The following is a 21,330-nucleotide window of genomic DNA, read 5'->3' as shown; positions in this document are numbered from 1 at the left end:
TTGCCAGCACCAGACATTTAGCCAAATAAGCGGGTGATATCGTTGAAGAGGGCGATCGACATCATAAGCAACAGGATTGCGACACCGCCTCGCTGCAAGCGCTCCATCCAAGCGTCGGAGACGGGTTTCCCCGTGAGACCTTCCCAAAGATAATACATCAGGTGGCCACCGTCCAGAACGGGCAACGGGAGCAAGTTCAAAACGCCGAGGCTGACGCTGATCAAGGCAAGAAACAACAGGTACTGCGTGAGACCCATGCCAGCCGACTTGCCCGCATAGTCGGCTATCGTCAAGGGGCCACTGAGATTCTTCAGCGAAGCTTCTCCGACCACCATCTTCCCCATCATTCTGAGCGTCAGTGCTGAGACATCCCAGGTGCGAACCACGCCCCGCCACAAGCCATCCATAGCGCCGTATCGCACCATCACCAGTTCCGGCATCGCCCCAACATAGGCACCAATTTTTCCGACCATAAGCTCGCCTTCCTGCTTGACTTCAGGCGTCACGGTGACTTCGAGTTCCGCTCCGCCGCGGTTGATTTTCCAGGCGGCAGATACCGACTTACCATTCAAGACCGACGACCGAATAAGCTGGCGCAGTTGCTGCCCATCCACCACAGACACCGACCCCACCTGTCGCACCACATCGCCATTGCGCAAACCCGCTTTATCGGCCGCAGAACCAACGACCACTTCACCCATCACGGGACGGGTGAAAGGACCGACCACCCCGATCTTGCGAAACAATTCAGCGTTGGCCTCGCTGGCGTCCATGGCGCTGAGTTTCAGCAGCACATCCCCGCTGCTCCCGCGTTCAGGCCGAGTCACCAGCAAGCGCACATCCTGTCCCTCCAGCGCACCCCGGGTCAGAAACCAGCGAAAGTCTTCAAACGACTCAATATCCTTAAGTTCGCTGCCGTCAAATCCGGCACGCTGAACCCTTTCACCACCGCTCAATCCGGCGCGTTCCGCGATGGACCCGGCCTCGGGGCTGGCCAGTATCGCGGCGGGATGCTGCACGCCACTCCAGTTCACCACCGCATACAGCAATACAGCCAACAGCAGATTGGCAACCGGGCCGGCCGCCACGATGGCGACGCGTGAACGCAAAGGCTGGGTGTTGAACGCCAGATGTCGCTCTCCGTCAGCCACGGGTGCCTCCCGCTCGTCAAGCATCTTTACGTAGCCACCCAACGGAAAAGCGGCAAGGATGAACTCGGTCGATGAACCCTTGGGCTGCCAGCGAAATAGAGTTTTGCCAAAACCAATGGAAAAGCGCAACACTTTGACACCGCAGGCCACTGCCATGCGGTAGTGCCCATATTCATGCACAGCGATCAAAAGGCCCAGCGCGAGAACAAATGCGGCAAGGGTTAGCATGGTCGCACCGCGGTCACTTTGTTAGACGCCAATGTGACGAACCACCTGATGGGCCACGTCCCGGGACAGCGCATCCAAAGCCAGCAGGTCCTCCAGTGACTGTGGACCAGCCGTGGTGACAGTTTCAAGCGTTTCCAGATTGACCCCATGAATCTGATCGAAGCGAATATGTCCGTCAAGAAAAGCCGCTACTGCGACTTCATTGGCGGCATTCAACACCGCAGTCGACCCCGCCGGAGCCTGCAAAACCGACCACGCCAACTTCAAGCCAGGAAAGCGCAATTCATGCCCATTTGAGTCCAGTGATTCAAATGTCATGTCAGCCATGGCCCTGAAATCCAGGGCCGCGGCGCCGGACGCCATGCGATCCGGCCAGGACAACCCGTAGGCAATGGGGACCTTCATGTCCGGCGTGCCGAGTTGCGCGACAACGGAATTGTCTTTGTACTGCACCATCGAATGAATGACACTCTGCGGATGAATCACAACCTCGATCTGATCGGGGTTGACTCCGAAAAGGTAGCGTGCCTCAATGACTTCCAGCGCCTTGTTCATCATCGTGGCGGAATCAACGGAAATTTTGCGCCCCATCACCCAATTGGGATGGGCACAGGCCTGCTCCGGTGTCACATCACGCAGCGTGTGCGGATCGCGCTGCCGAAACGGCCCCCCCGAGGCCGTGAGAATAATTTTGTCAATCTGTTGGGACCAGACGGCGGCGTCATCGGGCAGTGACTGAAAAACAGCTGAATGCTCGCTATCAATCGGCAGCAGTTTGGCGCCACCCCTGACGACGGCCTGCATGAAGTAATCGCCACCCACCACAAGGGCTTCCTTATTGGCCAACAGCAAACGCTTGCCGGCCCGTGCCGCGCCCAAGCAGGACGCTAAGCCGGCAGCGCCGACGATCGCCGCCATCACCGTATCGACCTGTTCATGGGAGGCGACCTCGGTAATGGCCGACGCACCCCAAAGAACCCGCGTCGTTAAGCCAAGATCACGACACTTCTGCTCCAGCACGTGGCCATGCGGTTCGCTGGCCATCACCGCAAACAGGGGTTTGAACTGCACACATTGCTGCAGGATCAAGTCAATCTGTGTTGAAGCACTGAGTGCAAACACTTCGAACCGGTCAGGATGGCGCGCGATCACGTCCAGGGTGCTGACGCCGATCGATCCGGTCGAGCCAAGGATGGCGATGCGCTGTTTCACGTTATTGGCCAATATCATTCATCAAGTCTTGCACACGGAGTAGAGCATCATCGCCAAAGGCAGTGTCGGCAATAAAGCATCCACGCGGTCCAGCACGCCGCCATGACCGGGCAACAGGCCGCTGCTGTCCTTGACGCCGGCACTGCGTTTGACCAGCGACTCGAACAAATCGCCCACCACGCTCATCGCCGCCAGGAACACGACCGCGATCAAGAGCAGCCCCCCACCTTTGATGCCAACCTGACTGTACAAACTGGGAACAGTGACCACCCATGCGGTGTCAGCCCAACGCCACCCGAACGCAAGTACAAGCACGCCAACCATGCCGCCCCAAACACCCTCCCAGCTTTTGCCGGGACTGATACTTGGTGCGAGTTTGCTATGGCTAAAACGGCCGCCGAATGCCCGGCCCGCAAAATAGGCAAAGATATCTGCCACCCATACCAACACCAGAATGGACAGTAAAAAATTGACACCAATGACCCTGGCCTGCGCCACCGCCAGCCAAGCCAGCCAAAGAGCGACAAGGCCTGAAGCCAGGCGGATCGCCCGTGGGTGGCCCGACCATGCCAACACACCGCGATGCAGCACCCAGGCACCACCAAGCACCCATGCAGCGCCAGCCAGGGTCCAGAGCAAAGCGAGGGGTTGCTCAAGCGCGCCCAGCCACCAGGTTGCCGCGCAGGCGATAGCGCTGGCCAAGCCCGCGAGAAGCGAGGCCGCCGGACCATAGCCGTTAAGACGGGCCCACTCCCATGCAGCGGCGGCAATCAGCAGCAAGACAATCGCGCAAAACGGTGCCGGCGAGTGATAGAACAAGGCCGGCAGCAAGATAAGCAGCAGGACAAGCGCCGTGATAACGCGCTGTTTTAGCATCTGATTTCCTCACGCACCCGCAAGGGAGTCCGTCTGCACGGCCAATTGACCGGATGTCTTGCCAAAGCGTCTTTCACGTTGACTGAAGGCTGTAATAGCCAGATCCAGTGCCGCTTCATCGAACTCCGGCCACAGCTTGTCGCTGAAGTAGAACTCGGAGTAGGCTGATTGCCACAGCAGGAAATTGCTGATACGTTGCTCACCACCGGTACGGATGACCAAATCGGGGTCAGGAACATGTGCCAGGGCCATGGCCCCGCTCATATCATGTTCGGTCACCGCTCCGCCCTGCGCTGCCAATTTGGCGGCCGCCTGAACGATATCCCAGCGACCACCGTAGTTGAAGCAAACGTTCAAAATCAGGCGCGAATTGGAAGCCGTTGCAAACTCGGCCTGCTCTATGCCGGCGGCCACTTTTGTCGACAAACCTGCGCGTTCCCCGACAAAATGCAACTGCACCCCGTCGGCTTTGAGTTGTGGCACTTCTCTGGTCAGCGCGATGGCAAAAAGGTCCATCAGACCGGACACCTCTTCCGCGGGACGGTTCCAGTTTTCCGATGAAAAGGCAAAAACGGTCAATACTCTTACACCCCGGTCCGCGCAGGCCTTTACGCAACGGCGAAGCGAATCAACGCCTTGCTTGTGTCCGACAATGCGCGGAAGAAATCGTTTGGATGCCCAACGCCCATTGCCATCCATCACGATGGCGATGTGGTGGGGAACCGTGTCAGGCGAAGTCATGCAGAGGTATGAAGCATCGAATTGACATCAGACCGCCATCAGGTCCAACTCTTTGGCCGCCACGAGTTGGTCAATCGCGATGATGTGCCGGTCCGTGACCTTCTGGATTTCAGCCTCGGTCCGTTTTTGATCATCCTCAGAGGCCAGCTTGTCTTTGACCGCTTTCTTCACGGCTTCATTGGCATCACGACGCAGATTGCGCACAGCAATCTTGGCTGTTTCACCTTCGTTCCTGACCACTTTGGTCAGTTCCTTGCGCCGCTCTTCCGACATCGCCGGCATGGGGACGCGAATTAAATCACCCATGGACGAGGGATTGAGCCCCAAATCGCTGTCGCGGATCGCCTTTTCAATCTTGGCGCCCATTCCTTTTTCCCAAGGCTGGACGCTGATGGTGCGGGCGTCAAGCAAAGACACATTGGCCACTTGGCTGATCGGCAGCATGGAACCGTAATAGTCAACGTGGACCGAATCCAGCAGCGCGGGGTTGGCCCGGCCGGTGCGGATCTTGGTCAGGTTGTGCTTGAACGCTGCGATGGATTGGTCCATCTTGACTTCAATCGTATTTTTGATCTCGGCGATAGGCATATTTTTCTCCTCACTCAACTATTCAGATGACGCATTTTGCAGGCTTCAATTTTGACATGATCAGTCAGGCATAGACCAGCGTGCCTTCATCGTCCCCCATCACGACGCGCTTGAGGGCACCGTGCTTGAAGATGGAGAACACCTTGACTGGCAGCTTTTGATCGCGGCACAAGGCAAACGCGGTGGCGTCCATGATGCCCAGGTTCTGCGACATCGCTTCGTCAAAGGAAATCTTGCTGTATCGGGTGGCGAGTGGGTCTTTCTTGGGATCGGCCGTGTAAACGCCATCGACCTTGGTGGCCTTCAATACAATTTGGGCGCCTATTTCGGCGCCACGCAAAGCTGCCGCAGTATCGGTGGTGAAAAATGGGTTGCCGGTACCCGCAGCAAAAATGACAACCTTGCCCTCTTCGAGGTACTGCAATGCCTTGGGTCTGACATAGGGCTCAACCACTTGGTCAATAGCGATGGCCGACATGACGCGCGCTGTCAGCCCTGCTTTGTTCATGGCGTCGCCCAGGGCCAGCGCGTTCATGACGGTGGCCAGCATACCCATGTAATCTGCAGTGGCCCGATCCATACCGACCGAGCCGCCGGCTACACCGCGAAATATATTACCGCCGCCAATCACCACAGCCACTTCCACGCCCAGGCGGGTGACCTCGGCCACCTCTTCCACCATGCGAACAATGGTGTCGCGGTTGATGCCGAACTGGTCATCCCCCATCAAAGCCTCGCCGGACAGCTTGAGCAAAATACGCTTGTAGGCTGGTTTGGCGATGGTCATGATGGATTCCTTAAATGATGATGATTGTTGGGCGGGATAAATCCAAACTCACTCCGGGGATCTGAATTTGGACATGGGCAAGACCCGATTTTTGCTGGCTGGATATTGATCAGCTTGCCTGCTTGGCGGCAGCCACCTGGGCCGCTACTTCGGCGGCGAAGTCGTCAACTTTCTTCTCAATGCCTTCGCCAACCACGTACAGGGTAAAACCCTTCACGGTGGTACCAGCGGCTTTGAGCATCTGCTCGACAGTCTGCTTGTCATTCTTCACGAAAGACTGGTTGAACAGAGACACTTCCTTGAGGTATTTCTGCACACCACCCTCGATGCGCTTCGTGACGATTTCGGCTGACTGAACCGGCTTGCCTGCAGCGGTTGCCACGGCCGCATCTTCAGCGGCCTTGGCGGCTGCCACGGAACGCTCCCGGGCCACCAGTTCGGCGGGCACATCGGCGCTGGACAGAGCCACCGGTTTCATGGCGGCCACGTGCATGGCAACATCCTTGGCTGCGGTTTCGTCACCGTCAAACTCAACCACAACGCCAATACGCGTGCCGTGCAAATAGGCGGCAAGCTTGTCGCCTGCTGCAAAGCGCTTGAACCGACGAAAGCTCATGTTCTCGCCGATCTTGCCGATCAGGCCTTTGCGCACGTCTTCCAGGGTCGGGCCAAAGCCGTCTTGGGTATAAGGCAAAACACCCAAGGCTGCTACGTCGGCCGGGTTGTTCTTGGCAATCAGCTCGGCAGCTGCATTGGCGATGGCCAGAAAGCTGTCGTTCTTTGTGACGAAGTCGGTTTCGCAGTTGACTTCCAGCAAGGCACCGACGTTGCCGTCGATATAGCTGGTGACCACGCCTTCAGCGGTGATGCGCCCTGCTGCCTTGCCGGCCTTGCTACCCAGCTTGACACGCAGCAACTCTTCCGCTTTGGCCATATCGCCTTCGGCCTCGGTCAAGGCGCGCTTGCATTCCATCATGGGTGCGTCGGTTTTTCCACGCAGTTCAGCCACCATGCTTGCGGTAATTGCAGCCATATTAATTCTCCGTACTCAGTTCAGTAATATAAAAAGGGACTAAAAAAAAGGGGCTCAGTAGCCCCCTTCTTTGGGGTCGCAGACAACTCAGGCGGATGCCTCGTCCACTTCCACGAATTCGTCAGCACTCTCAGCCACCATGGCCTTGACCACGTCGTCAACCATATTGGCACGACCTTCAATGATCGCGTCGGCGATGCCGCGGGCGTACAGGATCACAGCCTTGGAGGAATCGTCATTGCCGGGGATAACGTAGTCGATGCCTTCGGGTGAGTGATTGGTGTCAACGACTGCAATCAGGGGAATGCCGAGTTTTTTGGCTTCAGCAATAGCGATTTTGTGGAAACCCACGTCAATCACGAAAATGGCATCCGGCAGAACCGTCATATCCTGAATACCACCAATGTCGCGTTCCAGCTTCGCGATTTCGCGGGCAAACATCAGCTGCTCTTTCTTGCTCAAGCTGTCCAGACCGGCTTCTTGCTGAATCTTCATGTCCTTGAGACGTTTGATCGATGTCTTGACCGTCTTGAAGTTAGTCAGCATGCCGCCGAGCCAACGCTGGTCAACATAAGGAACGCCAGCACGCTGGGCTTCCTCGGCCACGGTATCGCGCGCCTGGCGTTTTGTGCCAACCATCAACACCGTGCCGCGCTTGGCGGAGATCTGGCGTGCGAATTTGGCAGCCTCCTGGAACATCGGCAACGATTTTTCCAGGTTGATAATGTGAATTTTGTTGCGATGGCCGAAAATAAACGGGGCCATCTTGGGGTTCCAGAAGCGGGTTTGGTGGCCGAAATGGACACCGGCTTCCAGCATTTCGCGCATGGTTACTGACATGTTTAACTCCAAAGGTTAGGTCTAAAATCCAGTTCGTTTTTGCAACCCCGAAGGCACTGTTAAATTTGCCTGCAAAAGCTGCAACACCTTGATGAAACTGGTTTGCTGATTTCTTCACCCAATAGCCATTTGGCTACCCAGTAAAGCCGAAAAGTATAACACCTCCCCTTGACCCCATGCGCCCAGACCTCCTCACAACGCGGCACATGCTGCGCACCGGCCAGACTCACCCCGTGGCGGAAATTGAACAGGCCATTGATACAGCGCAATCTGAGCGTTGTCAGCATGTATTTCTTCAAACCACGTTTGACGAGGCCCGCGCCCGCGCCAGCACCCCGGGCATATTGGCGTCGCCGTTGGTGGGTCTGGCGGTTTCCATCAAGGACTTGTTCGACGTTGCAGGACAAACCACTCGCGCGGGCTCCATCGCACGCAGTGACGCCGCACCGGCGATACAAGACAGTCCGGCTGTCGCTCAGCTGCGGCGCGCAGGTGCCGCCTTTGTCGGACGGACCAACATGGTTGAATTCGCCTTCTCCGGCGTGGGCGTCAATCCGCACTTTGGCACCCCGGCCAACGCGTGTGCAAGCGATGCCCCCCGCATTCCCGGCGGGTCGTCATCGGGCGCGGCGGTTTCGGTGGCAACAGGCGCCGCGTTCATCGGACTCGGCTCCGACACCGGTGGTTCAATCCGCATTCCGGCGGCACTCAATGGCATCGTCGGCTTCAAGAACACCGCCCGCCTGGTTCCAACCCTTGGCGCGCTGCCCCTGTCCAGCACCCTGGACACCGTTTGCGCCCTCACCCGCTCGGTACCCGATGCGATTCTGGCCCACGAACTTTTGGCCCAGCGACAGGTGACGCGCAGTCCCGCGCCCCTGTCAGCCTATCGACTGGGCGTCGTCAACACCCTGATGCTGGACGAACTGGACGCCACGGTATCGCGCGCCTGGCAGCGCACCCTGAAAACCCTGCGTGAAGCCGGGGCCCGCATCGACGACATCGCGCTGTCCGGGATCAATGATCTTCCCCAAATTCAGGCCAGCGGCGGCTTTTCGGCGGCGGAGAGCTACGCCTGGCACCGCGATTTGCTGCACCGCCGTGGCCAGGACTATGACCCTCGCGTCGCTGCCCGCATCCAGCGCGGCGCGGCCATGAGCGCTTGCGACTACATCGAGCTTCAGGGTGCCCGGCGCCGCTGGATCTCCCACATGGAAGCTGCCATGCAGGGCTTTGATGCTTTTTTGTCGCCCACCGTGCCCATGGTGGCGCCACCCATTGCAGAGGTCGCCCCCGGGCCCGAGCGCGACGAGGCCTTTTTCCGCGTCAATGCCCTGCTGCTGCGCAACACCAGCGTGATCAACATGCTCGATGGCTGCGCGATATCCCTGCCCTGCCAGGCACCCGACGAATTACCCGTGGGCTTGATGGTCTGGGCGGGTGCTCTGCGTGACGACCCGGTGCTCAATATCGCGCTTCAAATCGAAAACATACTACAAAAATAATAGCTTCATGCGCTTATTGGACGAGGGCTAGAGGCTAATTCATTACTAAATAAATTGGGTACAGAGCGCCGCTTCGGTCTGCCTGGCAAGATACAAAAATACAAGAGAAAAAGGGATTCATGAAGATAGCAGTTATTGGTGCCGGCATCATCGGCGTCACCACGGCCTACGAGTTGGCCTGTGACGGACACGAAGTCACCGTGCTGGAACGACGCGGTGCCGCCGCCGAAGAAGGCAGTTTTGCCAATGCCGGCATCGTGGCCGTTGGCGACATCACCGCCTGGACGGCACCCGGCATGCCGGGCAAGCTGATGCAACACCTGTTCAGCCGCTATGCGCCAATGAACGTCAGGCTACCGCTGTCGGGTCGCGAGTTGGCCTGGATGTGGAGATGGCACCGCGCGTGCAAGCTCGATGCCTATCTTGTGAGCCGCGGCCACTTGCTGGGCCTGGCGTCATACAGCCGCGAACGGCTGCACCACATCACGGCTGAATTGAAGCTGGAATACGAGCGCAGCGACGGCCACATGGTGCTGCTGCGGTCCGAGCAAGACAGCAAACGTGTGCAAACAAGTCTGCAGGTACTGCGTGATGCGGGCGTGGCTTTTAAAGAACTCAACCCGGCGGACGCCCGCAAAATCGAGTCTGGCCTCAATCCGGACACGGCATTGTTTTCTGCCGTCCATTTACCAGACGATGAAGTTGGCAACTGCCGCCAGTTTGCCCTGTTGCTGAAGAATGAGGCACAACGAATGGGGGTCAAGTTCTTATTCAACGCCAGCGTCACGCAAGTTGTGCCATCGGCCGGGATCACGCTTGGCATCGCAGGCGATCACACACCGCATCACTATGACGCCGCCGTCATGTGCGCCGGTCTGGACTCAACCCGCCTGCTTGACGCTTTGGGTCTGAAGATTCCGCTGATCGCCGTCCACGGCTATTCGGTCAGCGCCGCCATTCGCGAGCCGCTCAACGCCCCCCGCAGTGCCGTGATGGACGAGCGCTATAAAGTGGCCATTTCACGCTTCGGTAACCGCGTGCGGGTGGCGGGCTGTGCCGAAATCGGCGGACCGGCCGGCAAAAAGCGCGCCAGCGCTCTGCAAACCCTCTACAAAGTCTTGCACGACTGGTTTCCCGGCGCGGCCAATCTGTCCAGCGGTGTACAGGAATGGAAAGGCGCGCGCCCGATACTGCCGGACGGACCACCGGTTCTGGGACCCAGCGGCCTGCCTGGGCTGTGGCTGAACCTGGGGCATGGCGCGAGTGGCTGGGGCTTGAGTTGCGGCTCGGCCAGAGTCCTGGCGGATCTGATCGGCGGCCGCGCACCGGACCTGGATGTCAACGGTCTTGGGGTCGGACGACTCCGGATTTAAGTCCTGCGTTCATGTTGATACGAGGGGATGTTGACAGACAATGCACGCCATGAGCCCTGAACTCTCCCAAAAACTGGCCGCCGCGGTTGACGGCATGCCGGCCTTTCCCAAAAGCGTCCAGAAAATCCTGGAACTGACCCGTGACGTCAATTGTTCACCCAAGGACCTGGTGCAGGTCATCGACAAAGACCCGGTGGTCACGGTCAAAGTGCTGCGGGTCGTCAACTCCGCTTACTACAGCCTGCCCAAGCAGATCACCTCGATCAACCACGCCGTGGTGTATCTGGGCTTCAACACCATCAAGAACCTGGCCTTGAGCATTGCAGCCATCGGCATCCTGCCGGCGCACAATGCGGCCGGCTTCGATGGTCAGCAGTACCTGATTCACTCGCTGGCCACCGCCGGCATCGCCAAGCAACTGGCGCTGCGGGTGGATGGCGCCGACCCGATGGACTGCTTTATTGCCGGCCTGCTGCACGACTTTGGCAAAGTGGTGTTTGCGCAATTCATGCCGCAGGAGTTCCGCAAGGCACTGGAAGCCAGCCAATGGAACGAGACCTCGCTGCATCTGGCGCTGCGCGAAATCATCGGTGTGGACCACGCCGTGGTGGGCGCGATGCTGGTGGAAAAATGGCGTTTCCCGGCGGACCTGGTTGAAACCATTGGTTGCCAGTATGGACCGGAAGTCAAGGACACCCCCATGATTGCGTGTGTCTTTGCCGCCAACCAGATTAGCAAGAAGCTGGAATTCGGCTTTGGCGGCAACCCCTGGGTTGAAGAACTCCCTGCCCCCCTTGCCAAGCGGCTGGGTGGCACACTGGATGAGATCATTGCGTCATTGGGTGACTTGGCGCCCATGGTCGAAGAAGCCAGAATATTTTCGAGAATTTGAGGACGAGGCATGAAAGTCAGATTTTGGGGTGTGCGCGGTTCCATTGCGTCACCCGGCCCGAACACCGTGCGCTATGGCGGCAACACCACCTGCATCGAGATTCGCACCGACAACAACGAACTCATCATCATCGATGCTGGCACCGGCATCTTTCCGCTGTCGCAGACCTTGCTGGCCGAGTTGCCGGTGACGGCCAATGTGCTCATCACGCACTCCCATTGGGATCACATCCAGGGCTTGCCTTTTTTCATCCCCAACTTCATTCCTGGCAATCTCTTGCGCCTGCACGGTGCGTTTGATCCGGTGACCGGCAAGGGCGTGGAGCATGTCATGTCGGTGCAACTGCAATACAGCTATTTCCCGGTGCGCGAAGCCGAGATGAAAGCGCGCATGGAATACGTCACGCTCGCGCCCGAACAAAGCATACAGATCGGTTCCGCCACGGTCACGCCTTACCTGATGAACCATCCCGTGATTGACTTCGGCTACCGGATTGAAGCCAACGGCAAATCCGTGTTCTTCACCGGCGACCACGAGCCGCCCACCAACATTTATGAACCGGGCGAGGATGGCTATGCCGAATACCAGAATTTCGTCGATGAGAAAGCCGACAGCATTCGGGACGCCATGCGCGGCGTCGATGTCTTGATCGCGGATTGCTCCTACACCGAACAGGAGTACCCGGCCAAGAAGGGCTGGGGCCACGGCACTTTCAACTCCAGCATCCAGTACGCCAGGGAGGCCGGCGCCAAGGTGCTGTTTTGCACCCACCACGAACCCACCCGCAGCGACGACGCGCTGGATGCGGTGTTCCGGCAGGTGCTTAGCGATCACCCACGGCAAATCGGCGACCCCGAGTACCGGCTGGCGCGCGAAGGCGAAACCTACGATTTTTAGGATCCGGGAAGGGCCTTATGCTGAAAATTGACTCCCGCTCGTGCCGGGCCTTGCACAACATTGACGCCACACGCCGCATTGAAGACGCGGCCCAGGTGGCACTGCCGCCGCACACCCTGATGCAACGTGCCGGGCTGGCCGTGGCGCAGCTGGCACTGGCGATCGCGCCCCATGCCCAGCGCATCTGGATCGCCTGTGGCCCGGGTAACAATGGCGGCGACGGGCTGGAAGCCGCCATGCACCTGCAGCGCTGGGGCAAACAGCCCATCGTGAGCTGGCTGGGTGGCGCGGACCTCGCACCGCCGGACGCGGCCGCCTCACACCGGCGGGCCATCGAGGCAGGCGTCACCTTCGCGGAGATTCCGCCTGACAGCTGGGATTTGTGCATTGATGCCCTGCTGGGCATTGGCGCCCACGTTCGCGCGCCAGCCGGCCGCATGGCGGACTGGATCGAACGGATCAACGCCGGTACATCCCCGGTGCTGGCCGTGGACTTGCCCACGGGTCTGCACGCCAACACAGGCCATGCGGTGACACCCTCGGTCATTGCCAGCCATACCTTGAGCCTGCTCACGCTCAAGCCCGGCTTGTTCACCGCCGACGGGCGCGATGTGGCGGGCACCGTGTGGCTGGATGACCTGGGTGTTCATCCCAAGTCCACCAGCCGGGAGGGCACATCCCCCACCGCTTGGCTGGCGGGCGCACCGCTAACCGCAGCGCGACGCCATGCCTCGCACAAAGGCAGTTATGGCGATGTGGCTGTGGTCGGCGGCGCGCCGGGCATGACCGGCGCCGCCTTGCTGGCCGCCTCCGCAGCCCTGCACGCGGGCGCCGGAAGGGTCTTCGTCGGACTGCTCGACGGGGGCTCCCTAACGGTTGACACCCACCAGCCCGAACTCATGTTCAGACCGGTGCATTTGCTGGACTTCAAGACCATGACGGTGGTCTGTGGTTGCGGCGGCGGGGATGCCATCCGCACTCCACTCCCCAAGGTATTATCGACCTCTTCCCTCGTCGTTATTGACGCAGACGCTCTCAATGCAATAGCAAGTGATGCGCAACTTCAAACCTTGCTGATCGCCCGGGGGCAACGTCATGCCGCTACCGTGCTCACGCCCCATCCCCTGGAAGCTGCTCGCCTGCTGGGCACCACGGCCGCCAAGGTGCAGCACGACCGACTGGCCGCCGCGCAGCAACTGGCACAACGTTTTGACTGCACCGTGGTGCTCAAGGGCTCGGGCACGGTCATTGCCGCGCCCGGGCAAACACCGGTCATCAACCCCACCGGCAATGCCAGATTGGCCACCGCAGGCACGGGCGATGTATTGGCCGGCATGGTCGGGGCACACCTGGCTGGCGGATTGAACGCCTTCGAAGCGGCATGCCAATCGGTCTACCAACATGGTCTTGCCGCCGATCACTGGCCCATCGGGGTCACGCTGGTGGCCGAGTCCCTGGCCCGGCATGCGCCATCAGGCCCTTGATTCAGCAGATTCGCAGACAAAGCATGGCACGTCGATCGCTTCAAAATAGATAGCTGCCTACGCTTGTTCCATAAGGGCCAAGCGGTAATTTTGTCACTAAAAATTCTAAAAACAAACGACGAACCCGCGCGACCCAACGCTGCGCAAGATGACCATGCGGACAAGCAGTACCTGCACCTTGTTGCGAGATGTCAACAACGGGCGATAAAAACGCTTAAGCGAGGTATATTGATCTTTTGCCTTTTTCCATCCGCCAATTGAAGTCAGCATGCCAAAAACAGCGAAAAGCCAGTCCAGAAATCTGATTCAGTTGCTCGGTGCTGCGACCCTTTTTGCGCTTCTGGGCGCTATCGCATATCAGTTTCTGGGTCTGGATGAACGAGTTGGTAATTGGCGCCCCCTGATCGTGCTGGCATTTGCGGGCATAGCCTTGGCCAGCTACACCGCGGGTCGTCGTCGTGAAGCCAACGCGTTGATAAAGCACACCGTCATGCTGCGAGACCGCGCACTGGACAAGGTACAAGAAGGCGTCGTGCTGGGCAACATCAAAGGAGAGCTGGCCTACGTCAACGATGCCTTTGTGGAATTGACAGGCTACAGCCGCGAGGAACTTCTGGGCAAATCTTTCAAAAACACGCTGCTGGGCCCGGATGTCCAACCAGCCATCGCCGAGCTGACGCATGCAAGCCTTGACGCGGGCCAACCATTTCAAGCTCAAATCCTGAGTTACAGGAAGAATGGCGCACCGTACTGGAACGAGCTCTCAATCACGCCCGTCGTTGACGAGCGGGGCGTGTTGGTCGAATACTTCGGCGTACAGCGCGATATCACGGCCCAAAAGGATTTAGCGCAGGCGCTCAAGAAGTCACAAGAACAACTCGGCCTGCTACTCAAGGGCTCGAACGATGGCCTGTGGGACTGGAACATCGCCGACGACACCATCGAGCGGTCGCTGAGTTGGTACCAGATGCTGGGCTATGACAAGCCAGGCATCCCCTCGAATCGCGCGGTCTGGCCCCAGATTGTCCATCCAGACGATCTGGTACGCATCAACCACGAAATGGACAGCCTGCTGGCGGGCGAGCACGATTGCTATTGCATGGAGTTGCGCCTCAGGCACAAGGATGGCCACTACGTCCCAGTACTCTCGCGCGGCTATATCCAGCGCGACGGCAATGACCGCGCCACCCGTATTTGTGGCACCACGAGCAACCTCTCCGATCAAAAAAAGCGAGAAGGCAAGCTCAGTCTGGCGGCGGCGGTGCTTCAGCAAAGCCGCGAGGGCATCACCATGACCGATGCCAAGCGCAATATCATCATGGTGAACAAGGCCTTTAGCGAGATCACCGGCTACGCCGAGGCCGAGGTGCTGGGCAAAAATCCACGTGTTCTGGCCTCCGGGCGGCATGGTCCGGAGTTCTACCGCGCCATGTGGGAGACCATCAACACGAATGGCTATTGGGCCGGCGAAATCTGGGACCGTCGCAAGGACGGTACGGTATACCCCGAATGGTTGGCGATCTCGGCCATGCATGACGAGCAAGGACAGGTCACGAACTACATCGGCAACTTCAGTGACCTGAGCGATACCAAAGCAGCGGAAAGTCGTATCCAGTGGCTCTCCCACTTTGACGCCCTCACGGGTCTGCCCAATCACACACTGTTACGCGACCGCACCGCGCACTCCATCAGTGTCGTCAGGCGCGCCAGCGAACCCCTGACCATGATGCTGGTGGGCATTGACCACTTCAAGACCGTCAACGACACCCTGGGTCACCGTACCGGTGATGAGCTGCTGGTGGAAATTGCCAAACGGCTCAGCGATTCGGTGCGCGCCCAAGACACCGTGGCACGCTTGGGCGGCAAGGAGTTTGTCCTGGTGCTACCCGGCACACCGGCTGACGGGGCCGCACACCTGGCCACCGAACTGCTGCGAAAATTGGCCCAACCCTATCGACTGGATGATCAGGAACTGACCCTGACCGCCTCCATCGGCATCGCAAGCTACCCCGACAATGGAAGCAACTTCGACTCACTGTTCAAGGCCGTCGAATTTGCCATGCACCGTGCCCAGGCCAATGGGCGCGACACCTTTCAGTTCTACAGCGACGACATGTACCGGCAGGTACTCGCGCGCGACTACATGGTCAAGGCCTTGCGCAATGCGGCCGCTCTTGATCAGCTGCAATTGCTGTACCAGCCTTTGGTGGATTTGCAGACGGGACAGATCAGCGGTGTGGAAGCGCTGCTCCGCTGGCATCACCCCGAGTTGGGTTCGGTTATGCCTGTCCAGTTCATTCCACTGGCCGAAGAATCGGGCTTGATCAAGAGCATGGGCGAGTGGGTTATACGGCAAGCCTGTCGTGACATACGCGCATGGCTGGATAAAGGCATTCAAGTGCCACACGTGGCGATCAATGTTTCGCCGCTGCAGTTTCGTGATCCGGATTTGATTGCACAAGTAAAAAGCGCCCTCTCCGACTACCAGGTCGATCCTCATTTGGTATATCTGGAGGTGACCGAGTCTGCACTGATGGACGATGTACCGCGCAGCGAAGCCATGCTCAAAGAGTTCAAGAGCCTGGGGCTCAGGCTCTCGCTGGATGATTTCGGCACCGGCTACTCATCGCTGAGTTATCTCAAGCGCTTCCCTTTTGACAAGGTCAAGATCGACCAATCCTTTGTGCGCGACATCACCACCAGCCAGAGTGACAATGTGCTGGTGAAGGTGATCATCGCCATGGCGCATGGTCTGGGCCTGAGAGTCATCGCCGAAGGCGTTGAAACCGAGGCCCAATGCGAGATCATGCGCACCAGCGTCTGTGACGAAATCCAGGGCTATTTCTTTTCCAGACCGATTTCAGCCCAGGCGATTGAAGACCTGTTCACCGAAGGCCGACAGTTGCCACCCCACCTGTTGCGCATGCAGAAGCCACCGCGCACCTTGCTGCTGGTCGATGATGAGCCCAACGTCCTGGCCTCGCTCAAGCGCCTGTTCAGACGAGATGGCCATGTCATTCTGACCGCCAACAGCGGGCCCGAGGGCCTGGACATGCTGTCCAGGCACAGAGTCGACATCATCATCTCCGACCAGCGCATGCCTGGCATGACGGGCGTGGAGTTTCTGCGTGCCGCCAAAGTCAACCACCCCGACACCATTCGCATCGTGCTGTCGGGTTACACCGAATTGCAATCCGTCACCGATGCCATTAACGAGGGGGCTGTCTATCGTTTTCTTACCAAGCCCTGGGACGACGATCAGCTTCGTGAACAAGTCCACAAGGCTTTTGAGTACCGCGAACTACTGGAAGAAAATCGGCAGCTCGACATCAAGATCCGTACGACTAACCAGGAACTGGTCGCAGCCAACCGGCAACTTGGCGATGTCCTGCAAAAAACACGGCATCAGATTGAACGTGACGAAACCAGTCTGGCCATCGTGCGTGAAGCCCTGCAACACATGCCACTACCCGTCATTGGCGTGGACGACGAGGGCTTGATGGCCTTTGTCAATACAGCCGCCGAACAACTGTTCGCAAGCAATGCGCCGCTACTGGGCGTAGAGCTGGCCTATGCCCTGCCCGCAGTTGATACCGCTATAACGGGCGCCGCTGAAGGGAGCCCGTGCGAACTGCTGATCGATCACACCCGCTACTTCGTCACGTGGAACACCATGGGCACCCATTCGCGATCACGAGGCAGGCTGGTGACTTTGACCGATACCGGACGCAACGCATGAGTGACCAGAGCCCTCTGCCACAGGAACAAGCCAAGGCAGAAGTGCTGCCGGCGCGTGCGCCACTTGACGCCAGCGCCCAGGCAGCTACGCTGCGCCAGCATCAGCACGAACGACTGGCCAGATTATTCCGGCGTGCCGGCGACGGAGCCGATGATCGCTATTTGCTGGATCTGATGACCCGCTACCGGGGGATTGAGCCGTCATGAATACCGTCGAGCCGGAAGACATCCTGCGGAAAATTCATAATTTGCCGTCCCTGCCGACTGTCGTGATCGAGTTGCTGGCGAGCATGGATGAGGACGACGTGAACATTGATGCGCTGTCAAAAAAAATCGCACAAGACCAGGCGCTGACGGCGAAGACACTGCGTTTGGCCAACTCCTCCTTTTACGGCATGGCAAACCAGGTCACGTCCATTCACGAGGCCATTGCCATCCTGGGTTTCAGAACCGTGCGCAGCGTGGCCACGACCGCCGCCCTGATAGGCGCATTTGCCGGACACGGCAGCGTCAACGCCAACCCATTCTGGCGTCATGCGATGGCAGCGGCCATTTGCGCGAGAGAGCTGGCGCCCCACCTCAATCTCAATCCGGAACACGCGTATACCGCCGGCTTGTTGCACGACATTGGCCGCTTGGTACTGGTCACCCAGTTCCAGCCCCATTACGAGGCCACGATGCTTTACCGAGCCCAGCACGATTGCCATCTGCTCGAGGCCGAGCGCGCGGTGATGGGTGTTGACCATACCGTCGCAGGACATGTGCTCACCCGGCACTGGAAGTTTCCTGAGTCCGTACAGCAGGCTGTGGCCTGCCACCATGCGCCACTTGTCCAGGGACTGCAAACGCTTTCACTGAGCATCCTGGCGGCCAACACCATTGCGCACGCATTGGACATGTCGCAGGACCGGGACGACCTCGTGCCGCCGGTTCCCGCAGGCTTGTGGAAGCAACTCGGGCTGGATGAAAAAGCACTGCACAAGGTGTTCAAGAATGCCGAAAAACAGTTTGAGGGTGCCAATCTCCTCTTGAACAACTGAGGGAGCAGAATCCTTGACCAACGCGAAACCAGCCAGCGCAACGGCCGCCCCTCACCTTGAGGGCGTGAGCCTGACCGGGTTTTTTGATGCCAGCCCGGTGGCCACCTTTGTGATCAACACCGAACACGTGGTGACATATTTCAACAAAGCGTGTGAGAAGCTGCTGGGGGTCAATGCTGCGGACATGATTGGCGAGCGCAAACTCGGACTGGTGTTCTATAACAACGACAGGCCAGTGCTGGCCGATCTGATTGTGGATGGAACCTCCTCCGTCGGGGTGGCGAGCCTGTACACAAACCAGGCCCATCGATCGAAACTCATTGCTGACGCCTACGAAAGCGAAGGATTTTTTCCGCACCTTGGCGATGGTGGACGCTGGCTCTTTTTCACGGCCACACCTTTGCGAAATGCCGACGGATCGATGGCTGGTGCAGTGGAAACGCTGCAGGACATTACCGACCGGAAACGCGCAGAAGAGGACTTGCTCAAGCACCAGAGCAAGCTCGAAGAACTGATAGAGAAGCGCACCACCGAGCTGGCGCAGGCCAACCGTACACTGCTTGAAGATGTCGCGCGACGCGAGGCGGCCGAAACGGCCCTTTTGAGCCGCAATACTGAACTGAACGAACTCAATGCCAAGCTTTCCATGGCGCAACAGCATCTGGTCCAGTCCGAAAAGCTGGCCTCGATCGGGCAGCTCGCCGCAGGCGTCGCCCATGAAATCAATAACCCCATTGGCTACATCTTCTCGAACTTCGGCACACTCGAAAAATATCTCACAGACCTTTTTCAGATGTTGGTGGCCTACGAAAAGGCTGAACCCTTTCACGGCAATGCCCAAACCGTATTGGCGCTAGCAACCTTGAGAAACAGCATTGAACTCGACTTCCTCAAAGAAGACATACCCACCCTGATGCGCGAATCCAGGGAAGGCATTGTCCGTGTGCGCAAAATCGTGCAGGATCTGAAGGACTTTTCACATGTGGACGCCAACCTTGATTGGCAATTTGCCAACCTGAACCAGGGCATTGACTCCACGCTCAATGTCGTCAACAACGAGGTGAAGTACAAAGCAGATCTGGTGAAGGACTACGGTGACCTTCCCGATATACAGTGCATGCCCTCGCAAATCAACCAGGTGGTGATGAATCTGGTGGTCAATGCGGCACATGCCATGGGTGCTCAGCGCGGCAAAATCACTGTTCGCACCGGGGTCGCGGGGGACAAGGTCTGGTTTGAAGTAGCCGACACAGGCAGTGGCATTCCGAAGGAGGTCCTGCCACGGATTTTTGACCCCTTCTACACCACCAAGCCCGTGGGCCACGGGACAGGCCTGGGGTTATCACTGTCCTATGGCATCGTGCAAAAGCATCATGGCACCATTGACGTGCAGACCGAAATGACCAAGGGCAGCACGTTCCGTGTCATGCTACCCGTCAAACAACCCAACCCACCCGTAGCAGATGGAGCACTTCCGACATGATTGACGCCAGCGTAGCGCCGGACACCGCCGACACCAAAATGCCCACGATTCTGTGCGTGGACGACGAACCCAATATCTTGTCCTCACTGCGCCGCCTGTTTCGTACCAAAGGTTTCCAGGTACGCGTCGCGGAAAGCGGTCAAGCCGGATTGGTGCTATTGGAGGCAGAACCCATCGATCTCGTGATTTCCGACATGCGGATGCCAGAGATGGATGGTGCACAGTTTCTGGCCCAGGTTCGTGAGCGCTGGCCCGACACCATGCGTCTCCTGCTCACCGGTTACTCAGATGTCACCTCCATCATCGATGCCATCAATCGTGGCGAGATCTACCGCTACATCACCAAGCCCTGGGACGACAACGACATCGTGTTGATCGTGCGCCACGCGCTTGAGCGCCGAGCCCTGGAACACGAAAAGCAGCGACTTGAAGCCCTGACCGTTCGCCAAAATGAAGAACTCAAGGCCCTCAACGCCAGCCTGGAGGCCAAGGTTGAAGCACGTACCACCGAACTCAGGACGGCCAATGATTCGCTGCAAGGGGCCAATGAAAAGCTCAAGACCAACTTCGTCACCTCAATCAAGGTGTTCTCGACCTTGATCGAAATGCGTGGCGGCAACCTGGCCGGACACTCGCGTCGCGTAGCCGACCTGTCACGCCGAATCGCGCTGAAACTTCAGCTCGACAACAAGCTCGTACAGGAGATTTTTGTCGCCGGCCTGCTGCATGAAATCGGAAAAGTGGGCTTTGCCGACGAATTACTCAGCACGCCGGTGGCGACGATGAAGCCGCCCCAGCTGGAGGCCTACCGCAAACACGCGGTGCAGGCAGAGCAACTGTTGCTTCCACTGCAGGATTTACGGGGCGCATCCGAGATCATCAGCGCGCAATTTGAACGATTCGATGGCACCGGCTTCCCTGAACGGCGTTCAGAGGAGAACATCCCCATTGGCACACGGATTTTGACGCTGGCCAGCGATTACGACAACATGCAAATTGGAACGTTGACGCAAAGTCGCCTATCCCCTGAAGAAGCCAGGATCATCATCGTTCATGGCAGCGGTACGCGCTATGACCCCAAGGTGGTGACTGCGTTGATGGACGTGTTGGGAGGCACTCCACGCGAAGAAACTGAGCGAGAGCGCACTGAAGAAATGCGGGTGATGTCGCGTGACCTGAAAGCCGGCATGGTGCTATCGCGTGACCTCATCGCGCCCAGTGGTCTGTTGATGCTGTCCGTGGACCATGTGCTCGATGCGCGCCTGATCCGCAAAATCATGGACTTTGAAAGATCAGGCGGTCTGCAATTGACGGCCCATATTCGAGTAGACCGAAAAACCTGAATGCGCGGCATCGGTTGCCCGGAGCTGCTCCGGCTCGGTCAACTCCAGCCTCATAGCCAAGGCAAAAGCCATATTCGCTACCAAAATAATAGCTGTTACCGCTTATTGCATAAGGGCTA

General features: G+C 58.4%; 18 protein-coding genes. 10 read left to right on the top strand and 8 right to left on the bottom strand.

The genetic code is table 11. The features are described from left to right. Nucleotides 1–17: 17 nt before the first annotated feature. The 8 genes from rseP to rpsB all read right to left on the bottom strand — a co-directional run bounded on the left by rseP (nucleotide 18) and on the right by rpsB (nucleotide 7,456). On the bottom strand, nucleotides 18–1,379 hold the full coding sequence (gene rseP, locus C5P05_RS13925; RefSeq protein ID WP_114970451.1) for an RIP metalloprotease RseP: 1,362 nt from the start codon (nucleotides 1,377–1,379) through the stop codon (nucleotides 18–20). 21 nt (nucleotides 1,380–1,400) lie between these two features. Next, a complete protein-coding gene (ispC, locus tag C5P05_RS13920; protein ID WP_114970450.1) occupies nucleotides 1,401–2,609 on the bottom strand; it encodes a 1-deoxy-D-xylulose-5-phosphate reductoisomerase in 1,209 nt (402 codons plus the stop codon). Nucleotides 2,610–2,612: 3 nt separating this feature from the next. After that, entirely contained in the window at nucleotides 2,613–3,467 is an 855-nt protein-coding gene (locus C5P05_RS13915; RefSeq protein WP_114970449.1) for a phosphatidate cytidylyltransferase, read from the bottom strand. 9 nt (nucleotides 3,468–3,476) lie between these two features. Beyond that, complete coding sequence (gene uppS / locus C5P05_RS13910) at nucleotides 3,477–4,208, bottom strand: polyprenyl diphosphate synthase (protein ID WP_114970448.1); 732 nt, start codon at nucleotides 4,206–4,208, stop codon at nucleotides 3,477–3,479. A 27-nt stretch (nucleotides 4,209–4,235) separates the two neighbouring features. Continuing rightward, on the bottom strand, nucleotides 4,236–4,796 hold the full coding sequence (gene frr, locus C5P05_RS13905; RefSeq protein WP_114970447.1) for a ribosome recycling factor: 561 nt from the start codon (nucleotides 4,794–4,796) through the stop codon (nucleotides 4,236–4,238). Nucleotides 4,797–4,860: 64 nt separating this feature from the next. Beyond that, the gene (gene pyrH / locus C5P05_RS13900) at nucleotides 4,861–5,583 is read right to left on the bottom strand and encodes a UMP kinase (RefSeq protein ID WP_114970446.1); all 723 of its coding nucleotides are present in this window, start codon (nucleotides 5,581–5,583) and stop codon (nucleotides 4,861–4,863) included. 109 nt (nucleotides 5,584–5,692) lie between these two features. Then, on the bottom strand, nucleotides 5,693–6,616 hold the full coding sequence (gene tsf, locus C5P05_RS13895; protein WP_114970445.1) for a translation elongation factor Ts: 924 nt from the start codon (nucleotides 6,614–6,616) through the stop codon (nucleotides 5,693–5,695). Nucleotides 6,617–6,703: 87 nt separating this feature from the next. Further along, nucleotides 6,704–7,456 (bottom strand): 30S ribosomal protein S2, encoded by a 753-nt coding sequence (rpsB, locus tag C5P05_RS13890; RefSeq protein WP_114970444.1) that lies wholly within the window; start codon nucleotides 7,454–7,456, stop codon nucleotides 6,704–6,706. A 176-nt stretch (nucleotides 7,457–7,632) separates the two neighbouring features. On the opposite strand from rpsB, the gene C5P05_RS13885 reads away from it, so the two are divergent. The 10 genes from C5P05_RS13885 (at nucleotide 7,633) to C5P05_RS13840 (ending at nucleotide 21,211) form a co-directional block, all read left to right on the top strand. Then, on the top strand, nucleotides 7,633–8,961 hold the full coding sequence (locus tag C5P05_RS13885) for an amidase (protein WP_114970443.1): 1,329 nt from the start codon (nucleotides 7,633–7,635) through the stop codon (nucleotides 8,959–8,961). A gap of 119 nt (nucleotides 8,962–9,080) precedes the next feature. Continuing rightward, complete coding sequence (locus tag C5P05_RS13880; RefSeq protein ID WP_114970442.1) at nucleotides 9,081–10,334, top strand: D-amino acid dehydrogenase; 1,254 nt, start codon at nucleotides 9,081–9,083, stop codon at nucleotides 10,332–10,334. 49 nt (nucleotides 10,335–10,383) lie between these two features. Next, entirely contained in the window at nucleotides 10,384–11,226 is an 843-nt protein-coding gene (locus C5P05_RS13875; protein ID WP_114970523.1) for an HDOD domain-containing protein, read from the top strand. A 9-nt stretch (nucleotides 11,227–11,235) separates the two neighbouring features. After that, entirely contained in the window at nucleotides 11,236–12,123 is an 888-nt protein-coding gene (locus tag C5P05_RS13870) for an MBL fold metallo-hydrolase (RefSeq protein WP_114970441.1), read from the top strand. 17 nt (nucleotides 12,124–12,140) lie between these two features. Then, complete coding sequence (locus C5P05_RS13865) at nucleotides 12,141–13,607, top strand: NAD(P)H-hydrate dehydratase (protein WP_114970440.1); 1,467 nt, start codon at nucleotides 12,141–12,143, stop codon at nucleotides 13,605–13,607. A 268-nt stretch (nucleotides 13,608–13,875) separates the two neighbouring features. Then, nucleotides 13,876–17,346 (top strand): EAL domain-containing protein, encoded by a 3,471-nt coding sequence (locus C5P05_RS13860; RefSeq protein ID WP_114970439.1) that lies wholly within the window; start codon nucleotides 13,876–13,878, stop codon nucleotides 17,344–17,346. Next, nucleotides 17,343–17,552 (top strand): hypothetical protein, encoded by a 210-nt coding sequence (locus C5P05_RS13855; protein ID WP_114970438.1) that lies wholly within the window; start codon nucleotides 17,343–17,345, stop codon nucleotides 17,550–17,552. Before C5P05_RS13860 ends, C5P05_RS13855 begins: the two co-directional genes overlap by 4 nt. Continuing rightward, complete coding sequence (locus C5P05_RS13850) at nucleotides 17,549–18,385, top strand: HDOD domain-containing protein (RefSeq protein ID WP_114970437.1); 837 nt, start codon at nucleotides 17,549–17,551, stop codon at nucleotides 18,383–18,385. Before C5P05_RS13855 ends, C5P05_RS13850 begins: the two co-directional genes overlap by 4 nt. A gap of 64 nt (nucleotides 18,386–18,449) precedes the next feature. Then, complete coding sequence (locus C5P05_RS13845) at nucleotides 18,450–19,868, top strand: ATP-binding protein (protein WP_269813933.1); 1,419 nt, start codon at nucleotides 18,450–18,452, stop codon at nucleotides 19,866–19,868. Next, nucleotides 19,865–21,211, top strand: coding sequence for an HD domain-containing phosphohydrolase (locus C5P05_RS13840; protein ID WP_114970435.1), 1,347 nt, complete (start codon nucleotides 19,865–19,867; stop codon nucleotides 21,209–21,211). The genes C5P05_RS13845 and C5P05_RS13840 overlap by 4 nt, the downstream gene beginning before the upstream one ends. The last annotated feature ends 119 nt before the right edge of the window (nucleotides 21,212–21,330 follow it).

This window comes from Rhodoferax ferrireducens, from assembly GCF_003347515.1.
Lineage (GTDB): Bacteria > Pseudomonadota > Gammaproteobacteria > Burkholderiales > Burkholderiaceae_C > Rhodoferax.
Note: the sequence above shows the minus strand (reverse complement) of the source record. Positions and strands in the feature narration are given on the sequence as shown.

Bases quoted from the DNA above. Each gene is read 5' to 3' on its own strand.
- rseP (WP_114970451.1), bottom strand. From the start codon at position 1,379: ATGCTAACCCTTGCCGCATTTGTTCTCGCGCTGGGCCTTTTGATCGCT.
- ispC (WP_114970450.1), bottom strand. From the start codon at position 2,609: ATGATATTGGCCAATAACGTGAAACAGCGCATCGCCATCCTTGGCTCG.
- C5P05_RS13915 (WP_114970449.1), bottom strand. From the start codon at position 3,467: ATGCTAAAACAGCGCGTTATCACGGCGCTTGTCCTGCTGCTTATCTTG.
- uppS (WP_114970448.1), bottom strand. From the start codon at position 4,208: ATGACTTCGCCTGACACGGTTCCCCACCACATCGCCATCGTGATGGAT.
- frr (WP_114970447.1), bottom strand. From the start codon at position 4,796: ATGCCTATCGCCGAGATCAAAAATACGATTGAAGTCAAGATGGACCAA.
- pyrH (WP_114970446.1), bottom strand. From the start codon at position 5,583: ATGACCATCGCCAAACCAGCCTACAAGCGTATTTTGCTCAAGCTGTCC.
- tsf (WP_114970445.1), bottom strand. From the start codon at position 6,616: ATGGCTGCAATTACCGCAAGCATGGTGGCTGAACTGCGTGGAAAAACC.
- rpsB (WP_114970444.1), bottom strand. From the start codon at position 7,456: ATGTCAGTAACCATGCGCGAAATGCTGGAAGCCGGTGTCCATTTCGGC.
- C5P05_RS13885 (WP_114970443.1), top strand. From the start codon at position 7,633: ATGCGCCCAGACCTCCTCACAACGCGGCACATGCTGCGCACCGGCCAG.
- C5P05_RS13880 (WP_114970442.1), top strand. From the start codon at position 9,081: ATGAAGATAGCAGTTATTGGTGCCGGCATCATCGGCGTCACCACGGCC.
- C5P05_RS13875 (WP_114970523.1), top strand. From the start codon at position 10,384: ATGAGCCCTGAACTCTCCCAAAAACTGGCCGCCGCGGTTGACGGCATG.
- C5P05_RS13870 (WP_114970441.1), top strand. From the start codon at position 11,236: ATGAAAGTCAGATTTTGGGGTGTGCGCGGTTCCATTGCGTCACCCGGC.
- C5P05_RS13865 (WP_114970440.1), top strand. From the start codon at position 12,141: ATGCTGAAAATTGACTCCCGCTCGTGCCGGGCCTTGCACAACATTGAC.
- C5P05_RS13860 (WP_114970439.1), top strand. From the start codon at position 13,876: ATGCCAAAAACAGCGAAAAGCCAGTCCAGAAATCTGATTCAGTTGCTC.
- C5P05_RS13855 (WP_114970438.1), top strand. From the start codon at position 17,343: ATGAGTGACCAGAGCCCTCTGCCACAGGAACAAGCCAAGGCAGAAGTG.
- C5P05_RS13850 (WP_114970437.1), top strand. From the start codon at position 17,549: ATGAATACCGTCGAGCCGGAAGACATCCTGCGGAAAATTCATAATTTG.
- C5P05_RS13840 (WP_114970435.1), top strand. From the start codon at position 19,865: ATGATTGACGCCAGCGTAGCGCCGGACACCGCCGACACCAAAATGCCC.